Here is a 17,976-nt window from a genome sequence, read left to right as displayed (position 1 = left end):
GTTGGCGGCGCGTGGCGCTGGCTTTGCTGGCGGCCTGCTCCCCTCTCCCGCTTGCGGGAGAGGGGAGCCAACCATTGGCAGCGATAGCCTGCAGCCGCGCTAAGACAACCGTGTTAATTCAAGACGGCCAGTCAGAACAAATCCGCGTCCAGCGCCATCAGCGTCGCCGAACCGGCGCGCGCCATGCGGATCTGCGACGCGGTCTCCGGCAGCAGCCTGGCAAAGTAGAAGCGCGCGGTAGCCAGCTTGCTGGTGTAGAACTTGTCGCCGCTGGCTTCCTTCTCCAGCGCGATCTTGGCCATGCGGGCCCAGAAGTACGAGAACACCAGGTGACCCACCACGCGCAGGTAAGGCACCGCGGCAGCGCCGACTTCGTCGGGGTTGGCCATGGCCTTCATGCCGATTTCCATGGTCAGCTTCTGCACCTTGTCGCCCAGGTCCGCCAGCGGGTTGACGAACTCCTGCATGGCTTCGTTGGTGCCCTCTTCTTCCACGAACGCCTGCACGATCTTGCCGAAGGCCTTCATCTTGGCGCCCATGTCGCCCAGGATCTTGCGGCCCAGCAGGTCCAGCGCCTGGATGGTGTTGGTGCCTTCGTAAATCATGTTGATGCGCGCGTCGCGCACATGCTGCTCCATGCCCCACTCGGCGATGTAGCCGTGGCCGCCGAACACCTGCATGCCCTCATTGGTGGCGGTGAACGCATTGTCGGTCAGGAAGGCCTTGATCACCGGCGTCAGCAATGCGACGAGATCACCGGCTTCCTTGCGCACGGATTCGTCCGGATGCGACAGCTCGCGGTCGATCTGCAACGCGGTCCAGTAGCTGAACGCGCGGCCGCCTTCGGCGAAGGCCTTCTGCGTCAGCAGCATGCGGCGCACGTCGGGGTGCACGATGATCGGGTCGGCCGGCTTGTCCGGTGCCTTGGGACCGGTCAGCGCGCGCATCTGCAGGCGGTCCTTGGCGTAGGCCAGGGAGTTCTGGTAGGCCACTTCGGTCAGGCCCAGGCCCTGCATGCCAACGCCCAGGCGGGCGGCGTTCATCATCACGAACATGGCGTTCAGGCCCTTGTTGGGCTCGCCCACCATCCAGCCGCGCGCGCCATCCAGGTTCATCACGCAGGTGGCGTTGCCGTGGATGCCCATCTTGTGCTCGATCGAACCGCACTGGATGCCGTTGCGCTCGCCCGGGTTGCCATTGGCGTCGGGGATGAACTTCGGCACCACGAACAGCGAGATGCCCTTGGTGCCCTGCGGCGCGTCCGGCAGGCGCGCCAGCACCAGGTGGATGATATTGGCGGAGAGATCGTGCTCGCCGGCCGAGATGAAGATCTTGGTGCCGGTGATGCTGTACGAGCCGTCGCCCAGCGGTTCGGCCTTGCTGCGCAGGATGCCCAGGTCGGTGCCGCAATGCGGCTCGGTCAGGCACATGGTGCCGGTCCATTCGCCGGACACCAGCTTGGGCAGGTACAGCTTCTGCAGTTCCGGCGTGCCGTGCGCGTGCAGCGCTTCATAGGCGCCGTGCGACAGGCCGGGGTACATGGTCCACGCCTGGTTGGCCGAGTTCAGCATCTCGTACAAGGCGTTGTTGACCAGGATGGGCAGGCCCTGGCCGCCGTATTCCGGGTCGCAGCCCAGCGCCGGCCAGCCGGCTTCCACGTACTGCTGGTAGGCTTCCTTGAAGCCCTTGGGCGCGGTCACCACGCCGTCGCCGACGTAGGTGCAGCCTTCGCGGTCGCCGCTCTGGTTGAGCGGGAACACCACTTCGGAGCAGAACTTGCCGGCTTCCTCGAGCACCTGGTTGATGGTGTCCGCGTCGATGTCTGCGTGCTTCGGCAGCGCCTTGAGTTCGGCTTCCACGCCGAGCAATTCATGGAGCACGAACTGCATGTCGCGCAACGGTGCGGTGTACTGGCCCATCAAAGACTCCTTGGAGGTTTGCAAAGCCGCTACGCCGCCCGTGCACGATCCGGCACGGGACGCCGCGGCGGCGTCAGGTACGGTAAGACTGAATCAACTTGTTGAGTGCGACCATGGCAAGCTCCGCACTGGCGGGCAGCCGCAGGAAACGGGCGTCATGATGCAAGCCTAGTTCAAGGCTGTACATTTCAAACAGCATCAGGCGTGGATCGCAGTCCGCGCGCAGGTGCCCCTGTTCCTTGGCCTGGTCGATGGCACGCGTGAGCGCGGCGCGCCAGATGGTGACGCTCTTGACTAGCTCGTCACGCACCGGGCTTTCCGCGCGGTCGTCGTACTCCACCGCCCCGCTGATGTAGATGCATCCCGTGGTCACTTCCTGGATGCGCTTTTCCATCCAGCGGCGCACCATGGACTGCAAGCGCGGCAAGCCACGCGGTTCGTGCAGCGAGGGGTAGAAGACCTCTTGCTCGAAACGGCGGTGATACTCGCGCACCACTTCCACCTGCAGGTCCTCGCGCGAACCGAAATGCGCGAACACGCCGCTTTTGCTCATCTGCATGCGTTCCGCCAACAAGCCGATGGTCAAGCCTTCGAGCCCGTCGCGGGACGACAGCTCCAGCGCGGCATCCAGAATCGCCACGCGCGTCATTTCCCCCTTGCGCATGGGCGCGGGGGACGCGGAAGTGCCGGATTCGAGACGAGCTGACTGGTGTCGCATGATTATTTCTCCGTTCTTCGCTGCGCGATCCTGATCGCGCAGCGTTTGACCCTGACGTAGTGCTTTTTTCGCTGCCTGGCTACCTGTTATCACCGCCCGGCAGACGCGAATGCACGCAGTCTAAGGCAAAAAAGAACGATCGTTCAGATTATTGTGATGACGCTCGCCGGCAGCAAGCTTTTAATTAGATCGGGGTTTCTAAACGCAGCGGCCGTGCCTCTTGCGCTGCAACATGCCGCGGCGCAGCGAGGCAGCGATATTTCCCGCCCCCCGTGCCGCAAAGCAACATGCCCGCGCGGCCGGGCGCATTGTCCCGCGATCAGTAGCGCCCTGTCACGCCCGCGATGATCACGCCGACGCGCAGCACCATATACGCGGCCCAGCTTCCCATGCGGCGCAACGCCGAGCGCCGCGCATGGGTGGCGGCCTTGACCTCGACGCTGCGCGAGGCAATGGCAAGCTCCAGTTCCTGGCGCAGTTCGGCGCAAAACGCGCCGTCGTAGACCACCACGTTGGCCTCGCGCGCCAGCAGCAGGCTGAATGGGTCCATGTTGCTGGATCCCACCGTGGCCCAGGCATCGTCGACCACAGCCACCTTGGCGTGCAGGAAACTCTCGCCGTATTCGTGGATCTCCACGCCGGCGCCGAGCAAGGTCGCATACAGCGCGTGCGTCGCATAGTGCTGCAGGCGGTACTCGACCATGCCCTGCAGCAGCAGCCGCACGCGCACGCCGCGCTTGCGGCAGGCCAGCAAGGCGCGGCGCATCTTGTGCCCGGGCAGGAAGTAAGCATTGGCGATGATGACCTCCCGCCGCGCGCCGCCCAGCGCCTGCAGGTACTGGCGCTCGATGGCGCGGCGGTTGCGCAGGTTGTCGCGCAAGAGCAGCGCGGCGCGCATGCCGCCGGCGAGGTCCTGGCGTGGCAGCGGCAGGTCGGTGATCAGCGGGAACTCGGCGGCCACGCCGGCCAGGCCGACGGTGCGCATTTCGCCGCGCAGGGAAAGCTGCCACCACAGGCGTTCGGCGGTCAGCGCAATCTGGTTGACCAGCGGGCCTCGCACCGCCACGGCAAAGTCATAGCGCGGGCCCAGCCCCGCGCTCTCGAAAGGCCCGTGGTTGTGGTCGTCGATGATATTGATGCCGCCAACGAAGCCGATCTGCTGGTCGATCACCGCCAGCTTCCGGTGCAGCCGGCGCAAGTTGCGCCGCGCCAGGCTGAAGCGGCGCAAGGGGCGGAAGATCTTCAGGCACACACCGCCATCGCGCAAGCGCGCGGCGAGCCCGGCCGGCATGTCGCCGGCGCCGAAGCCATCCACGACAAGGTGCGCGATCACGCCACGCCCCGCAGCGCGGATCAGGGCATCGCTCACTGCCGTGCCAACCTCGTCATCGGCATAGATATAGGTTTCCAGCGAAACCGAGAACACGGCCTGGTCGATAGCGGCAATCAGGGCGGGGAAAAATTCCTGGCCGCCACGCAACAGGCGCACGGCGTTGCCGCCCATGGGCTTGCCGCGGCGCCACTCGGAACGCAGCGGACCGGCGTGCCGCGGCGCGCGCGGGGGCGCCGGCGCATCGGCATCGTCGCGCGAGGCCGCGTTGCCCCAGGGCAGCACGTATGGCTCGTGTGGGATCTGAATCGGGGACATGGGGCACATTATCAGCCACGCCGATGTCCCATGCGTGCTCCAGGCGACGCGCATGGCGCACTGTTGCGGCCTTTACCGCCTTTCTCTGCTATCGTCGGCGCTTTATCCCCCCACAGCCCCGACATCGTGAAGGTTTTCGGCATCTCCGGTTCGTCCGGCAGCGGCAAGACCACGCTGCTGGATCAGTTGATCCCGCGTTTCGTCGCAGCCGGGCTGCGCGTGGCCGGCGTCAAGCACACCCACCACGGCTTCGACCCCGACACCCCTGGCAAGGACTCCTGGCGCATGCGCCAGGCCGGTTGCGCCAATGTTGTGCTGGTGGGCGCGCGCCACCTGACGCTGATGCGCCACTATCCCGAGTCCGAAGCCTCGCCCGAACTGGCCGATGCGCTTGCCGTGCTGCCCGCCGGCACCGACCTGGTGCTGGTGGAAGGCTACAAGCGCAGTGATTTCCCCAAGCTGGAAGTGTTCCGGCCGGACCTTGGCAGGCCGCCGCTATGGCCGGAGGTGCAGAGCATTGTGGCCGTCGCCAGCGACAAACCGGAGGCGGTGGCCATGCTCACTGCCCTGCCCGTGCTGGACCTGTCCGACCTCGATGCCATCTGCCAACTGATCCAGGATGGCGCGCTCGAACTCACGCCAGCACTGGCCGCCACACTGGCGCAGTCTCACCAGACGCGATAGACGTGGCCGCTGCGCGGTCCCTCGATGCTGCGCTGATAGGCCAGTGCGACACGCGCCGCCGGCACCGCCTCGAAGCCGGGGAAGAAATCGCCATAAGCGGGCCATGACTCCTGCACCACGGTCGGGCTGACCACGTTGATGCGCAGGCCACGCTCCAGTTCAGGCGCCGCGCTGCGCACGAACCCTTCCAGCGCGGCATTGACGCTGCCGGCATTGGCGCCCATGCGGATCGGCTCGCTGCCGACGATCCCGCTGGTGAGCGTGATCGAGCCGCCATCGTTCAGGAAGTGCTGGCCAACCAGCGCCAGGCGCACCTGCCCGAGCAACTTGTCTTGCAGCCCGATCGCGAAATCCTCGGCGCGCATCTGCGCGAGCGGGCCGAAAAACAGGCTCCCGGTGGTGGCGACGATGGCATCCACCCGGCCGGTCGATTCGAACAAGGCCTGCACCGACCCGGGCTGCGTCAGGTCGACCCGATGATCGCCACCCGACTTGCCGACGCGCACCACTTCATGGCGCGCCGACAGGTTCTGGACCACCGCCTGGCCAAGCGTGCCGCTGGCCCCGATCACGATAATTTTCATCCCATTCTCCGTTCGTCCACTAACCCAAGGTGCGGGGGATTCCTTCCCTCCGCTTCAAGAACCGATTATGAAAGTGGGCCATACACGGATAAATGGGCTACGATTTCGCGGATACCTAACTTTTGATTAGCAATCCGTGGACAAGCTACGCAGCATGGAAGTCTTCGCCGCCGCCGCCGAAGCCGGCAGCTTCAGTGCCTGCGCCGATGCGCTGGGCCTGTCGGCGGTGATGGTGGGCAAGCATGTGGGCCAGCTCGAACGCCATCTGGGCGTGCGCCTGCTGCAACGCAGCACGCGGCGCCAGAGCCTGACCGAAGCCGGACGCCTGTTCCTGGAGGAATGCCGGCTGATACTGGAGCGCGTGCGCAACGCGGAAACCGTTGCGGAACGCCTGCACAGCCAGCCGCGCGGGCGCCTGCGTGTCACCGCCCCGGTGACGCTGGGAGAGACAGCGGTCGCCGAGGCAGTATCGGCGTTCCTTCTGAACTATCCGGAAGTCACGGTGGAACTGGTGCTTGACGACGCCTTTACCGACCTGATTGCCGACGGTTTCGATGCTGCCGTCCGCATCGGCGCGCTGGCCAGTTCGGACCACCTGGTCGCGCGCCTCTTGCGGCCCTACCGCATGGCGATCTGCGCGGCGCCGGCCTACCTGGCGCAGGCGGGCCATCCCCGTTCACTGGCAGACCTGGCCGGACATCGCTGCCTGAACCACCTGTTGTGGCCGCAAGGCATGGGCTGGCCGGCATTCGAGGGCGGTCCCCGGCAGGTGCCCGCGGCACCGCTCGCCGCGAATAACGGCCAGGCGTTGCGGCGCGCCGCGCTGGCCGGCTGCGGCATCGTCATGCAGCCTGAAGTGCTGCTGGCGGCCGACATCACCGCGGGCCTGCTGGTACCGCTTCTGGAAGACGCTACGCCAGCGCCGAGGCCCGTGCACCTGCTTTATCCGCGCGACCCGCGGCCTCTGCCCAAGCAGGCGCGCTTCGTCGAAATCATGCTGGAAAAAATGGGGGCCTGAAGACAGCGCGCGCGCCGGCGCGGGGCCTCAGGAAGAGATGCCGGCCTTGGCCTTGTGGGCAACCGGCCGCTCCGGGACGGAAATGCGGGCGAGCTCGGCCATCAACGGCACGTGGTCAGAACGCTGGGCCCATTCGCGGCCGGTCAGCGCGCTGGCGTGCTCGATCTCGAATCCGCGCACATAGATGCGGTCGAGTTGCCACCAAGGCATGTGGCTGGGAAAGGTGTGCAGCCGTGCACCGCCCGCATGGGAAACTTCCGTCGCCCCCAGCGTGGTGCAGATCAGGTTGTCCAGGCGGTGGTTCCAGTCGTTGAAATCGCCGGCGATCACCAGCGGCGCATCGCCCGGCACCACGTCGCACACGCGCTTGACCAGCGCCTCCGCCTGGCGGGCGCGGCTGCGGGCGAACAGCCCGAAATGCACGCAGATCAGATGGGCCTCGACGCCGTTCATATCCGCCACCGCATGCAGCAGGCCGCGCTGCTCGAAGCGATGGTCGGAGATGTCGAGATTTTCCGACATCAGGATCGGATGGCGCGACAGGATGGCATTACCGTGGTGCCCGTGGTCATACACCGCATTGCGCCCATACACCGAGTGCGGGTAGGCATCGGTGGCCAGGTAGTTTAGCTGCGTATAGTCCGGGTCGAACAAGGCGGCTGCCACCAGGCGGTCATTGCGGTCCTGCACTTCCTGCAGGAAGACGATGTCGGCATTGACCACATGCAGCCCGTCGCGCACGTTATGGATGCGCGACTTGCCCTTGATGCCGGTCACGCCCTTGTGAATGTTGTAGGTAACGACGCGCAGTCTCATGAGCCCGCTCCACAGGCAGCGCGCTGTCCCTGCACGCGCCAGCCCAGTTGCAGCACCGCCTCCGCATTGCTGCTCGAGAAGCAGAGCGCGGCGGCCTCGCGCCACGGCAGCCACTGATATTGCAGGTGCTCGCGTGGTGCCAGCGTCACCGGCACCGGCTGCGCCACCCTCAGGCCGAACCAGTGCTCGGTGTTGCGCGTCACGCCGGGAGCGTAACGGTGGCGCCACTGCGGATAGATCTCGTAGTCGATGGTTCGCTGCCAGTCGTCCAGTTGATGCTCGGCGGCGATGATGCCGGTTTCCTCCGCCACTTCGCGGGCGGCCGTCATGGCCAGCGGCTCGTCGGATGCGTCCAGGCTGCCGGTGACGGACTGCCAGTAACCCGGCCGGTCGGCGCGCTCGATCAACAGCACTTGCAGGTCCGGCGTGTGGATCACGACCAGGACGGATTCAGGGATTTTGTAGGACATGGGGATAGGACAAACGGCGTCCCCAAGCTTACCGCAGATGCACCCGGCCGCCATGGGAAACATGGTCGCCGGGACGGTCTCGCGGGCTGGATGCATGATGGGAGGGGACGAATCAGGCGCGGCTGGAACCTGGCAACGCTTCCCGTGGCTTCCGGCGCCCGGACGACACTCAAGCCGCGTGAACGCTGGACTGGACCGGCGCCTCGCGCAGCCAGGTCTCGAAGACGCCGGGAGAGTCGCCGTGGCCCCATGCGGCGCGTAGTTGCTGCATCAGCGGCGTGAGCGCCTGGGTGTACTCGCGCGAAGCCGCGTGCGCATGCGCGGCGAGGCGTTCGGCGCATTCCCGCAACTGCGCCTGCAATTGCAAGCGTTCCTGCGCAATCTCCTTTTCGCGCACGCCGAGCGCGTTGTACTTCTGGATCAGGAAGCGTTGGTAGTCGCCGGCTTCCACGCCCTGGGCCGCTTGCGCGTTGACCTGCTCGAAGCGCATCACGATGCTGCCGGTTTCCTGCTCGATATGGGTGGCCTCCGCCGCCAGCGCCTGTAATCCGTCCTGCAGGCGTAGCGCCTCGCGGCGCTCGTCGCGCAGGTGCGCCGCGTGCTCGTCGAAGATACGCTGCGCCAGCAGGTAAGCCTGTACCACCGGCTGGGGCGCTACGACAAGCAGCGGATCCGCGCCGCCGGCGCGGCTGCCCTGAACCAGGGCGTCGTCGGCCAGGCGCAGGTTGCCCAGGTCTTCCAGCCAGCGTCCGCGCGCCATGACCGTTCCCACCGTATCCAGCGCCACCCGGCGCAGGGCTTCGGCGCGCTGCATCTCCACCGGTTCCGGCATTGGCACGGCACCGCCGCCGGTCTGCGCCGCATGCGCGATATCCGGCACGCAGGCCGCCACCGTGGTCGCCACGGACTCCGACATGGCCACCGCCGAGCGGCGCACCGCGCGCCGCAACTCGAAACGCGCCAGCAGCATCATCGCCAGCCCGGCGACAAGCCAGGTGACGATGGTCTCGGCATGGGCCAGAAAAAACTGGCGAATCAGTTCTACATCCAGGTGCACGGCAAATTCCTCCCGCGCGGCCGGCGTGCCTTCGAAATGGGCTTGCGGCTTGGCGCTATAAAGGGAGAAGACTGGACGGGAGGGGGCTTCGTTCCGCGATGTAACAATTGGAAACCAGGCACGGGGTGCCGAATGGCCGGCGCGCGCGGAAGACGATCGCCTGACCTGACCAGAAAAGCCGCGCGTCAGGCGTGCGCCGCCTTCATGTCGGCGATGAAGGCGTCAAGCAGATCGTTGGCGTGCGGCTTGCGGCGCACCACCATGTCGAACGGTACCTCATAGCGCATCGCGTCCGGCGCGAGCGGGGCCAACTGGCCCTGCAGCACGTAGGGCGCCGCGAAATGTGCCGGCAAATAGCCCAGGTGCCGGCCGGACAGCACCAGCATCGCCACTGCCTCCATGTTGTCCGCCATCGCCGTCACCAGCCGGTCTGCCGGCGAGCCCGCGGCCTCCGGCAGCGGATAGCTGCGCCAGGCCCACGCATGGCCGAGCGTGACCGCCGGGTCGATGCGCCCGGCCTCGGCAAAAAGCGGATGGCCGCGTCCGGCATAGGCAAGCTGCGTCTCGTGAAAGATGGTGGTGTAGTCCAGCGCGGGCACGCGATGCCAGAAGTAGCCGATACCCATGTGGATCTTGCCGTCCAGCAGCAGTCCTTCCAGCTCTCCCGGTGAACGCACCGACACCGAGAAGTGCACGGATTCGTCCCGCTGGCGGAAGCGCTCGATTGCCTGGCTGATGCGCGCATTGGCGCTCACCGGCGTATGCCCGATCAAGCCCAGGTTGAGCGTGCCCACCAGCGTGCGCCCCACCTTGCGCGCTTCTGCGCCAAAGACATCCAGCGCCGTCAGCAGCTTGCGCCCGGATTCGACAAATTGCCGGCCGCGCGGGGTCAGCCGGAAACCGCTGCGCCCTCGTTCACACAGCCGGTAGCCCAACCGCGTTTCCAGCGTTGAAAGTTGCGTGCTGATGGTGGACTGGCCGACGTTGAGCGTCGCCTGCGCGGGTGTGATGCCGTTGGCATCCACTACCGCCAGGAAAACGCGGATCAGGCGCAGGTCAAGATCGGAGGGTTGTCCCAGCATGGTTGGTACATCGATCCGGATCAATGTTTGGTTCAGAAGTTTCGCATTCTACGCGTCAAAACAATCAGCAAGAATTCAGATCTCTCCACCATGACATGCCACCGGGCGCGGCATGATGAATCTATCCCCATGAATGCAAAGCTGCTACTCGACCCGGCCGGCGCTGCCGAACCCTTCCAGCCGATGTCCGGCAACGCCATGCCGCGCTTTGGCGGCATCGCCACCATGATGCGGCTGCCCGCCGCCGGGAGCACCGCCGGGCTGGATGCCTGCTTTGTCGGCGTGCCGTTCGACCTGGGCACGTCCAACCGCAACGGCGCGCGCCTGGGGCCCCGCCAGATCCGGGCCGAATCCGTGCTGCTGCGCCCCTGCAACATGGCCACGCGCGCCGCCCCATTCGATTCGCTGCGCGTCGCCGATATCGGCGACGTGGCGACCAATCCATACAACTTGCACGATTCCATCGCGCGCATCGAGGCAGCGTACCGCGACATCATCGCCACGGGGTGCCGCCCGGTCGGGCTGGGCGGCGACCACACCGTCACGCTGCCGATCCTGCGCGCCATGCACGCGAGGTATGGCCGCGTCGGACTGATCCATGTCGATGCGCATGCCGATGTGAACGACACCATGTTTGGCGAGAAGATCGCGCGCGGCACCGACTATGCCGCCGAGGATTTCGACTGGTGCCGCCAGCAGGGATTTCAGGTGGTCACTGCCGAAGCATGCTGCCACCGGTCGCTGGCACCCCTGATGGAGGAAGTCGGCGCGCGCCTGCGGGGCGGCCCGGTCTACATCAGTTTCGATATCGACGGCATCGACCCTGCCTACGCTCCCGGCACCGGCACGCCGGAGATCGGCGGGCTGACGGTGCCACAGGCGCTGGAGATCGTGCGTGGCGCGCGCGGGCTGGATATCGTCGGCGCCGACCTGGTCGAGGTATCGCCGCCCTATGACCCGTTTGGCACCACGGCGCTGCTCGGGGCCAATCTGGCGTTCGAACTGCTGTGCGTGCTGCCCGGCGTCGAATACCGCGACGCCTGATGCCTTCGCCAAAGCCATAAACAGGAGACCCACCATGCAGACCAAGCAGCCTGCCCCCCAACCCCGCCGCGCGGCCCTGGCATCGTTCGTCGGCACCACCATCGAGTGGTACGACTTCTACAGTTACGCCACAGCCGCGGCGCTGGTTTTCGGACCACTGTTCTTTCCCGGCGAGAGCCGCCTGCTGAGCCTGCTGGCCTCGTTCGGCTCGTTCGCCATCGGCTTTCTGGCGCGGCCCGTTGGCGGCGTTCTGTTCGGGCGCATCGGCGATCGCCTTGGGCGCAAGCGCGCGCTCATGGGCATGCTGTCCTTGATGGCCATCGCCACGGTGCTGATCGGCTGCCTGCCGACCTATGCGCAGGCCGGATGGATCGCGCCCGTGGCGCTGGTGGCGTTGCGCGTACTGTAGGGCATCGCGGTCGGCGGCGAGTGGGGCGGCGCGGTGTTGCTGGCAGGCGAGCACGCGCCGGCCGGCCGGCGCACCTTCTTCGCCTCGTTCGCGCAACTTGGCAGCGCGGGCGGGCTGATCCTGTCGATGCTCGCCTTCAGCGCCATCAGCCGGCTCGATCACGACGCCCTCATGCAATGGGGCTGGCGCCTGCCCTTCCTGGCCAGCGCAGTGCTGCTGGCGGTTGGCTTCGTGATCCGGCTGTCGGTCAACGAATCGCCGGAATTCGAGGCGATGCAGGCCACCGGCGAAGTGGCCCGCCAGCCGCTGGCCGAAGCGCTACGCGCGTGGCCGCTAATCGTGCTGGCGATCGGCGCCAACGTGTACGGCATCGCCGGGGTGTACTTCAGCAACATTTTCATGATCTCCTATGCCACGCAGTACCTGGCGCTGGACAGGGAGATGATTCTCGACTGCATGTTCTGGGTGGCGGTGCTGCAGTTCTTCGTGCAACTGGGCGCGGCGCATCTGGCCGACCGTTTCGGCACCCGGCGCGTGCTGGCCATCGTTGCGGCATGCGCCATCGCCGTGCCGTTCGTCATGCTGCCCCTGGTGCGCACTGGCCAGCCGCACACGGTGTTCCTGGGCATCGCCATCGCCACGCTATGTGAAACGGGCTACTACGCCGTCATTGCCGGCTTTGTCACCGGCATGTTCGCCGCGCGCATCCGCTACACCGCCATCTCGCTGTCGTACCAGGTGTGCGGCGCCTTCGCCGGCGGCCTGACTCCGCTGCTTGCAACACTGCTGGCGGACAGGTTCTTTCCGCAGTGGTGGCCGATGGCGGTGTTCTATGCGGGATTTGCGGCACTATCGCTGATGTGCGTGGTGCTGGCGGGGCGAGCGCGAGAGGCCAGCTTGCCCGCGACCGCGACCGCGACGAGCATCTGATATGCCCGAAAATCGGGATAGGGGCGGTCAGGTAATCTGACCGGTCCCCTCCCACACCACCTGGCATGCGGGTCCGCACCAGGCGGTTGGAATGGTTGAGGTCGTCAGGCTTGTGTTGCTCCCGACCCGACGCCCAGGCTTGCCTTTGTCCGGTTCGGCGGAACTGATTCCTCGCTGCCGGGGCCTGTCGGGCTTCACCCTATCCACCCTACCGACGAGCTTCGCTCTCGCGAACATCTGAGGCGCTTCACTTCCGATAACCAGAGGGCTCCCCCTCCCATTCCTTCGGCCCTTCGCCGGCAGCTTTAGCTTTCCCAGCCACGCCGCCCAACTACTTTGGCCTCTGCTGACTCCTCGCTCCGACTCGACGTCGTTGCCCTTTCAGGCATGAGGCGAGGCCTCCCCAGGTAAGAACGCACTCCTTCACCGCACAGCCGCTGCATTTACGCCACTTCGCCTTGGTCACAAGAGCTTCGCGGTTTCTTGCCCGCTCGCCCTGCTCGGCAGCGCCTTCTATGCAGTTCTTGTCCATCGGCTCGCGATTTACGCTCCACGCTTCCTCCCCACACTCGGTCGCCCTCATGCGGTTGCGCTTCACTTCATTCGCCGTGACCAGCTTATGGCGGGACTTACACCCGCAGGAGTGCGCCCATGCTGGGCGCACAAAAAATAAAAAGGGCCGCGCTTGCGCGCGGCCCTTCCTCAGGCAGTCGAAACCCCGGCTCAGGCCGTCTTCGGCTCCGCGGCACGCAAGCGGATATGCAGCTCGCGCAGCTGCTTCTCGTCGACCGAGCTCGGCGCTTGCGTCAGCAAGTCTTGCGCGCGCTGGGTCTTGGGGAAGGCGATCACGTCACGGATCGAATCAGCGCCGGCCATCATGGTGACGATGCGGTCCAGGCCGAAGGCCAGGCCGCCGTGCGGGGGCGCGCCGTATTGCAGCGCGTCCAGCAGGTAGCCGAACTTGGCACGTGCTTCTTCCTCGCCGATCTTCAGGGCGCGGAACACCTTGCTCTGCACGTCCTCGCGGAAGATCCGCACCGAGCCACCGCCCATTTCCCAGCCGTTCAGGACCATGTCGTAGGCCTTGGCGATGCACTTGCCCGGATCGGTTTCCAGGTACTGCAGGTGCTCGTCCTTGGGGCTGGTGAACGGGTGGTGCATGGCGACCCAGCGGGCATCTTCCTCGTCGTACTCGAACATCGGGAAGTCGATCACCCACAGCGGCTTCCACACGTCCTCGAACAGGCCGTGGGTCTTGCCGAACTCGGAGTGGCCGATCTTCAGGCGCAGGCCGCCGATGGCGTCGTTGACGACCTTGGCCTTGTCCGCGCCGAAGAAGATGATGTCGCCGTCCTTGGCGCCGGTGCGCTTCAGGATCTCGGCGATGGCCGCGTCATGCAGGTTCTTGACGATCGGCGATTGCAGGCCGTCGCGGCCCTTGGCCACTTCGTTGACCTTGATCCAGGCCAGGCCCTTGGCGCCGTAGATGGCGACGAACTGGGTGTAGGCATCGATCTCGCTCCGCGAGATGGCGGCGCCGCCCGGCACGCACAGGCCGACCACGCGGCCGTTCTCGCTGTTGGCGGGGCCGGAGAACACCTTGAAATCGACGTCCTTCATGGCGTCGGTCAGTTCGGTGAATTCGAGCTTGACGCGCAGGTCAGGCTTGTCCGAACCGAAACGGGCCATGGCCTCGCGGAACTCCATCACCGGGAAGCTGGCGTCCAGGTCGACGTCGATGGCGTTCTTGAACACCGTGCGCATCATGTCCTCGAACAGGTCGCGGATCTCCTGCTCGTTCAGGAACGAGGTCTCGCAGTCGATCTGCGTGAACTCGGGCTGGCGGTCGGCACGCAGGTCCTCGTCTCGGAAGCACTTGGTGATCTGGTAGTAGCGGTCGAAGCCCGACACCATCAGCATCTGCTTGAAGATCTGCGGCGACTGTGGCAGCGCGAAGAAGTGGCCCGGGTTGGTCCGCGAGGGCACCAGGTAGTCGCGCGCGCCTTCGGGCGTGCTCTTGCCCAGCATCGGCGTCTCGATGTCGATAAAGCCTTGCGCGTCCAGGTACTTGCGCACTTCCATGGCCACCTTGTAGCGCAGGCGCAGGTTGTACTGCATCTGCGGGCGGCGCAGGTCGAGCACGCGGTGGGTCAGGCGGGTGGTCTCGGACAGGTTGTCGTCGTCGAGCTGGAACGGGGGCGTGACCGACGGGTTGAGCACGGTCAGCTCATGGCACAGCACCTCGATCTTGCCGGAGGTCAGGTTGGCATTCTCGGTGCCTTCCGGACGTGCACGGACCTTGCCGGTGACGCGGATGCAGAACTCGTTGCGAATCTCTTCGGCGGCCTTGAACATCTCTGGGCGATCGGGATCGCACACCACCTGCACCAGGCCTTCGCGGTCACGCAGGTCGATGAAGATCACGCCGCCGTGATCGCGGCGGCGCTGCACCCAGCCGGTCAGGGCCACTTCCTGGCCCGTCAGTTGTTCGGTCACGAGACCGCAGTAGTGAGTACGCATGGACATAGGAGAATTCCAGGAATAACGCGGCCGCCGATGCGGCCGGCGATCAATTTGAATGCGAAGAGTCGGCGGACTCGGCGAGGGCTTCGGCATCCGCCTCGCCAGCGCGCACCGGGCCGCTCTTGCGCGGCAGCTCGGTCGGCGCCACCACGCCCATCGAGACGATGTACTTCAGCGCGGCGTCGACGGTCATGTCGAGTTCGATGGTATCGGCCTTGGGCATCATCAGGAAGAAGCCCGAGGTCGGATTGGGCGTGGTCGGCACGTAGACGCTGACATATTCGCCCTGCAGGTGATTCTGCACATCGCCGCCGGGCCGGCCGGTCAGGAAGGCGATGGTCCACGAGCCTTCACGCGGATACTGCACCAGCAAGGCCTTGCGAAAGGCATTGCCGGACGAGGACAGCAGCGTGTCGGATACCTGCTTGACGCTGGTGTAGATCGGCCCCACCACCGGGATATGGCGCAACAGCGCTTCCCACCAGCGCACCAGCCGCTGGCCGATGAAGTTGTGGGCCAGCAGCCCCACCAGCAGGATGAACACGACCGTCAGGATCGCGCCCAGGCCCAGGATGCGCCGGCCGAACAGCTTGTCGGGCTGCCAGGCTTCGGGCAGCAGCGCCAGGCTCTGGTCCATGGTGCCGATGACGAGATTCAGCACCCAAAGCGTGATGCCCAGCGGCACCAGCACCAGCAGCCCGGTCAGGAACCAGGTCTTGAGGGCGGACGTTTTCTTCGCTGCCACGGTGCGTTCTGCCTTCAATGGCAAGCGCAGGCGCTGCCGCAACCGCCGGTGGCGCTTGCGGAGGCCGTGCTGGTGGAGCCGGACGTGTCGCCGGAGGAAGGCGCAGCCGCGGCAGTGCTGCCGCTATCGGCCGCGCCGGCGGCGGCTGCCGGGGCAGCGCCAGCGGCCGCCGCGGCGGTGCCGCCGCTGCCGCCACGGAAGTCGGTGACATACCAGCCCGAACCCTTGAGCTGGAAGCCCGCAGCGGTCAGTTGTTTCTTGAACGTGCCCGTTGCGCCGCAGGATGTGCAGTCAGTAAGCGGTGCATCGCTCATTTTCTGCAGCACATCGCGCCCGTGGCCGCAGGCGTCGCAACGATAGGCATAGATCGGCATAAGTGGCTCTCCGCGAGGATTCTGGAACGGAAAATGGGGGGACCGCGCAGTCGCGCCGACGGGGAAGTTGCCGCTCCCGTGCGCCACCTTGCGGTGCAAAGCCTTGAATTATAAACCGTTCTAAGAACAGCGGGCCGGCTGAAAAAGGGCCAGAAATGCCGCCAGAGGCACGCGCACCACGCCCGGCACCGCGTCGGTCAGGCCAGATGCACTTCCTCGACGCGCGGATGGTCGCCGATCCACTGCGGCAGCAGCGAACCGAAGACCATGCCGCCGATGGAGAACAGCAAACCAACCATCTGCGGCGGCACCGCCGCGTCGGCGAAGGCGATCTCGCAGCACAGCCAGGCAGTCAGGCCCAGGAGGATGGCGGCCAGTCCGCCCTGGCGGGTGGCCGGTTTCCAGAACATGCCGAAGGCCAATGGCACGAACGATGAGACCAAAGTTACCTTATAGGCATTTTCCACCATATGGAAGATGGAAAGATGCGAGTTCAGCGCGAACAGCGTCACCAGCACCGCGAACACCAGCACCACCGCCTGCATCACGCGCAGGAAACGGCGGTCGTCGAGATGGCGGAAATAAGGCCGCAGGATGTTCTCGGCGAAGGTAACGGACGGCGCCAGCAGCGTTGCCGAGGCGCAACTCTTGATGGCAGACAGCAGCGCGCCGAAGAACATCACCTGGGCGAACATGGGCGCGTGCGTCAGGATCAGCTTGGGCAGGATCAGCTGCGAATCGGTGTTGATGTACTTCTGCACCATCTCCGGATCGATCATGGTGGCCGAATAGGCCAGGAACATCGGGATAAAGGCAAAGCAGAAATACAGCACGCCGCCCAGCACCGAGGCGCGCCCGGCAATCTTCTCGGTGCGCGACGAGGTCACGCGCTGGAACACGTCCTGCTGCGGGATCGACCCCAGCATCATGGTAAACAGCGCCGCCGCGAAACCGATGATCTGTATCAGGTCCAGCGAGGGCAGGAACTCGAACTTGCCGGCCGCCGCCGCGTGCGACACCACCGCGGCCACGCCGCCGGCCTGGCCACTGACCTCGTAGCCGATATACAGCATACCGATCACGATGATGATCATCTGGAGGAAGTCGGTTACCGCCACCGCCCACATGCCACCAAACAGCGTGTAGACCAGCACGCTGGCGGCGCCGATCATCATGCCAGTTTCCTGCGACAGGGTGCCGTCCGAAACGGTGAAGAACACCAGGCCAAGCGCCTTGATCTGCGCGGCGACCCAGCCCAGGTAGGACATCACGATGCACAGCGTGGTCAGCACCTCGGCCAGCCGCCCGTAGCGGTTATGGTAGTAATCGCCAATGGTGAGCAGGTTCATCCGGTATAGCGGACGCGCGAAAAACAAGCCGACCAGGATCAGGCAGAGCGAGGAACCGAAGGGATCGGACACCACCCCGGACAGGCCTTCCTTGAGAAAGACCGCGGGGATGCCCAGCACCGTCTCCGAGCCGAACCACGTGGCGAACACGGTGGCGGTGACGATGTAGAACGGCAGGCTGCGGCCGGCCACCGCGAAGTCGGTGGCGTTGCGTACGCGCAGCGCGGCCCACAGGCCGATGCCGACAGAGATTACCCAGTAGATGATGACGAACCAGATCAGCATGCTGCTGCCTACCCCAAAAATGCCCTTGCGGCGAAAAACCGGTTGCCGGTGAGCGGGATACGTTCCCCTGCCCTGCCCGGAGTCCAATTCATCGGTCGGGGCCGCATGGGTGGCTGATCTAGCCTGCGGTCGTAGCCGAATCAAAACGCGGATTATAGCGATGCAGACCGCGCCGGGCGAAGAAAAATCCCCGCCATGCGGAAATTGCCGGCGTCGATGCAGCGCACGCGCCACAGGTGACAAGACCGCCTCCTGCCTCCGGTCGGGACCATTGGCCGCGGCGCGCCGCCATGGTGCGGAAGGGGCCGGATAACGCGCGGT

At 65.7% G+C, this 17,976-nt stretch carries 15 protein-coding genes and 1 pseudogene; 4 read left to right on the top strand and 12 right to left on the bottom strand.

Annotated elements, in window-relative coordinates; all coding sequences use genetic code 11:
- Window positions 1-131 precede the first annotated feature (131 nt).
- The 3 genes from ACZY0R_RS17990 to clsB form a co-directional block, all read right to left on the bottom strand.
- Complete coding sequence (locus tag ACZY0R_RS17990; RefSeq protein ID WP_488860073.1) at window positions 132-1,919, bottom strand: acyl-CoA dehydrogenase C-terminal domain-containing protein; 1,788 nt, start codon at window positions 1,917-1,919, stop codon at window positions 132-134.
- Window positions 1,920-1,992: 73 nt separating this feature from the next.
- Complete coding sequence (locus ACZY0R_RS17985; protein ID WP_017226764.1) at window positions 1,993-2,583, bottom strand: TetR/AcrR family transcriptional regulator; 591 nt, start codon at window positions 2,581-2,583, stop codon at window positions 1,993-1,995.
- 373 nt (window positions 2,584-2,956) lie between these two features.
- The gene (gene clsB, locus ACZY0R_RS17980; protein WP_488860071.1) at window positions 2,957-4,285 is read right to left on the bottom strand and encodes a cardiolipin synthase ClsB; all 1,329 of its coding nucleotides are present in this window, start codon (window positions 4,283-4,285) and stop codon (window positions 2,957-2,959) included.
- A gap of 126 nt (window positions 4,286-4,411) precedes the next feature.
- On the opposite strand from clsB, the gene mobB reads away from it, so the two are divergent.
- Window positions 4,412-4,969: a molybdopterin-guanine dinucleotide biosynthesis protein B gene (mobB, locus tag ACZY0R_RS17975; RefSeq protein ID WP_488866010.1), complete on the top strand. Its 558-nt coding sequence runs from the start codon at window positions 4,412-4,414 to the stop codon at window positions 4,967-4,969.
- Here the strand turns inward: mobB and ACZY0R_RS17970 are convergent.
- On the bottom strand, window positions 4,954-5,553 hold the full coding sequence (locus ACZY0R_RS17970; protein WP_045237817.1) for a short chain dehydrogenase: 600 nt from the start codon (window positions 5,551-5,553) through the stop codon (window positions 4,954-4,956). The two genes, mobB and ACZY0R_RS17970, sit on opposite strands and share 16 nt — an antisense overlap.
- Before the next feature lie 136 nt (window positions 5,554-5,689).
- Here ACZY0R_RS17970 and ACZY0R_RS17965 point away from each other — a divergent pair, with 136 nt between their 5' ends.
- Entirely contained in the window at window positions 5,690-6,571 is an 882-nt protein-coding gene (locus ACZY0R_RS17965) for a LysR family transcriptional regulator (protein ID WP_488860069.1), read from the top strand.
- 27 nt (window positions 6,572-6,598) lie between these two features.
- On the opposite strand, the gene ACZY0R_RS17960 is transcribed toward ACZY0R_RS17965, so the two are convergent.
- The 4 genes from ACZY0R_RS17960 to ACZY0R_RS17945 all read right to left on the bottom strand — a co-directional run bounded on the left by ACZY0R_RS17960 (window position 6,599) and on the right by ACZY0R_RS17945 (window position 9,996).
- Window positions 6,599-7,387 carry an endonuclease/exonuclease/phosphatase family protein gene (locus ACZY0R_RS17960; RefSeq protein ID WP_488860067.1) on the bottom strand — a complete coding sequence of 263 codons (789 nt, stop codon included), beginning with the start codon at window positions 7,385-7,387 and terminating at the stop codon, window positions 6,599-6,601.
- Window positions 7,384-7,857: a dihydroneopterin triphosphate diphosphatase gene (gene nudB, locus ACZY0R_RS17955; protein WP_488860065.1), complete on the bottom strand. Its 474-nt coding sequence runs from the start codon at window positions 7,855-7,857 to the stop codon at window positions 7,384-7,386. The genes ACZY0R_RS17960 and nudB overlap by 4 nt, the downstream gene beginning before the upstream one ends.
- A gap of 169 nt (window positions 7,858-8,026) precedes the next feature.
- Entirely contained in the window at window positions 8,027-8,914 is an 888-nt protein-coding gene (locus tag ACZY0R_RS17950; RefSeq protein ID WP_488860063.1) for a hypothetical protein, read from the bottom strand.
- A 185-nt stretch (window positions 8,915-9,099) separates the two neighbouring features.
- Complete coding sequence (locus tag ACZY0R_RS17945) at window positions 9,100-9,996, bottom strand: LysR family transcriptional regulator (RefSeq protein ID WP_488860061.1); 897 nt, start codon at window positions 9,994-9,996, stop codon at window positions 9,100-9,102.
- 129 nt (window positions 9,997-10,125) lie between these two features.
- On the opposite strand from ACZY0R_RS17945, the gene ACZY0R_RS17940 reads away from it, so the two are divergent.
- Entirely contained in the window at window positions 10,126-11,040 is a 915-nt protein-coding gene (locus ACZY0R_RS17940; protein ID WP_488860059.1) for an agmatinase, read from the top strand.
- 34 nt (window positions 11,041-11,074) lie between these two features.
- Window positions 11,075-12,379: pseudogene (locus ACZY0R_RS17935) on the top strand (MFS transporter).
- A gap of 723 nt (window positions 12,380-13,102) precedes the next feature.
- On the opposite strand, the gene aspS reads toward ACZY0R_RS17935, so the two are convergent.
- The 4 genes from aspS to ACZY0R_RS17915 all read right to left on the bottom strand — a co-directional run bounded on the left by aspS (window position 13,103) and on the right by ACZY0R_RS17915 (window position 17,655).
- Window positions 13,103-14,905, bottom strand: a complete 1,803-nt coding sequence (gene aspS / locus ACZY0R_RS17930) for an aspartate--tRNA ligase (protein WP_045237809.1) — start codon at window positions 14,903-14,905, stop codon at window positions 13,103-13,105.
- Window positions 14,906-14,948: 43 nt separating this feature from the next.
- Window positions 14,949-15,647: a DUF502 domain-containing protein gene (locus ACZY0R_RS17925; protein WP_045237884.1), complete on the bottom strand. Its 699-nt coding sequence runs from the start codon at window positions 15,645-15,647 to the stop codon at window positions 14,949-14,951.
- Window positions 15,648-15,661: 14 nt separating this feature from the next.
- On the bottom strand, window positions 15,662-16,021 hold the full coding sequence (locus ACZY0R_RS17920; protein ID WP_488860056.1) for an FmdB family zinc ribbon protein: 360 nt from the start codon (window positions 16,019-16,021) through the stop codon (window positions 15,662-15,664).
- Window positions 16,022-16,218: 197 nt separating this feature from the next.
- Window positions 16,219-17,655: a high affinity choline transporter 1 gene (locus ACZY0R_RS17915; RefSeq protein WP_488860054.1), complete on the bottom strand. Its 1,437-nt coding sequence runs from the start codon at window positions 17,653-17,655 to the stop codon at window positions 16,219-16,221.
- Window positions 17,656-17,976 lie beyond the last annotated feature (321 nt).

The sequence above is a fragment of the Cupriavidus sp. F041 genome (assembly GCF_057814235.1).
Note: the sequence above shows the minus strand (reverse complement) of the source record. Positions and strands in the feature narration are given on the sequence as shown.

Excerpts from the sequence above, each read along its gene's own strand:
- ACZY0R_RS17970 (WP_045237817.1), bottom strand. The coding sequence starts at position 5,553 with ATGAAAATTATCGTGATCGGGGCCAGCGGCACGCTTGGCCAGGCGGTG.
- ACZY0R_RS17940 (WP_488860059.1), top strand. The coding sequence starts at position 10,126 with ATGAATGCAAAGCTGCTACTCGACCCGGCCGGCGCTGCCGAACCCTTC.
- ACZY0R_RS17920 (WP_488860056.1), bottom strand. The coding sequence starts at position 16,021 with ATGCCGATCTATGCCTATCGTTGCGACGCCTGCGGCCACGGGCGCGAT.
- clsB (WP_488860071.1), bottom strand. The coding sequence starts at position 4,285 with ATGTCCCCGATTCAGATCCCACACGAGCCATACGTGCTGCCCTGGGGC.
- ACZY0R_RS17985 (WP_017226764.1), bottom strand. The coding sequence starts at position 2,583 with ATGCGCAAGGGGGAAATGACGCGCGTGGCGATTCTGGATGCCGCGCTG.
- ACZY0R_RS17915 (WP_488860054.1), bottom strand. The coding sequence starts at position 17,655 with ATGCTGATCTGGTTCGTCATCATCTACTGGGTAATCTCTGTCGGCATC.
- aspS (WP_045237809.1), bottom strand. The coding sequence starts at position 14,905 with ATGTCCATGCGTACTCACTACTGCGGTCTCGTGACCGAACAACTGACG.
- ACZY0R_RS17960 (WP_488860067.1), bottom strand. The coding sequence starts at position 7,387 with ATGAGACTGCGCGTCGTTACCTACAACATTCACAAGGGCGTGACCGGC.
- nudB (WP_488860065.1), bottom strand. The coding sequence starts at position 7,857 with ATGTCCTACAAAATCCCTGAATCCGTCCTGGTCGTGATCCACACGCCG.
- ACZY0R_RS17945 (WP_488860061.1), bottom strand. The coding sequence starts at position 9,996 with ATGCTGGGACAACCCTCCGATCTTGACCTGCGCCTGATCCGCGTTTTC.
- ACZY0R_RS17990 (WP_488860073.1), bottom strand. The coding sequence starts at position 1,919 with ATGGGCCAGTACACCGCACCGTTGCGCGACATGCAGTTCGTGCTCCAT.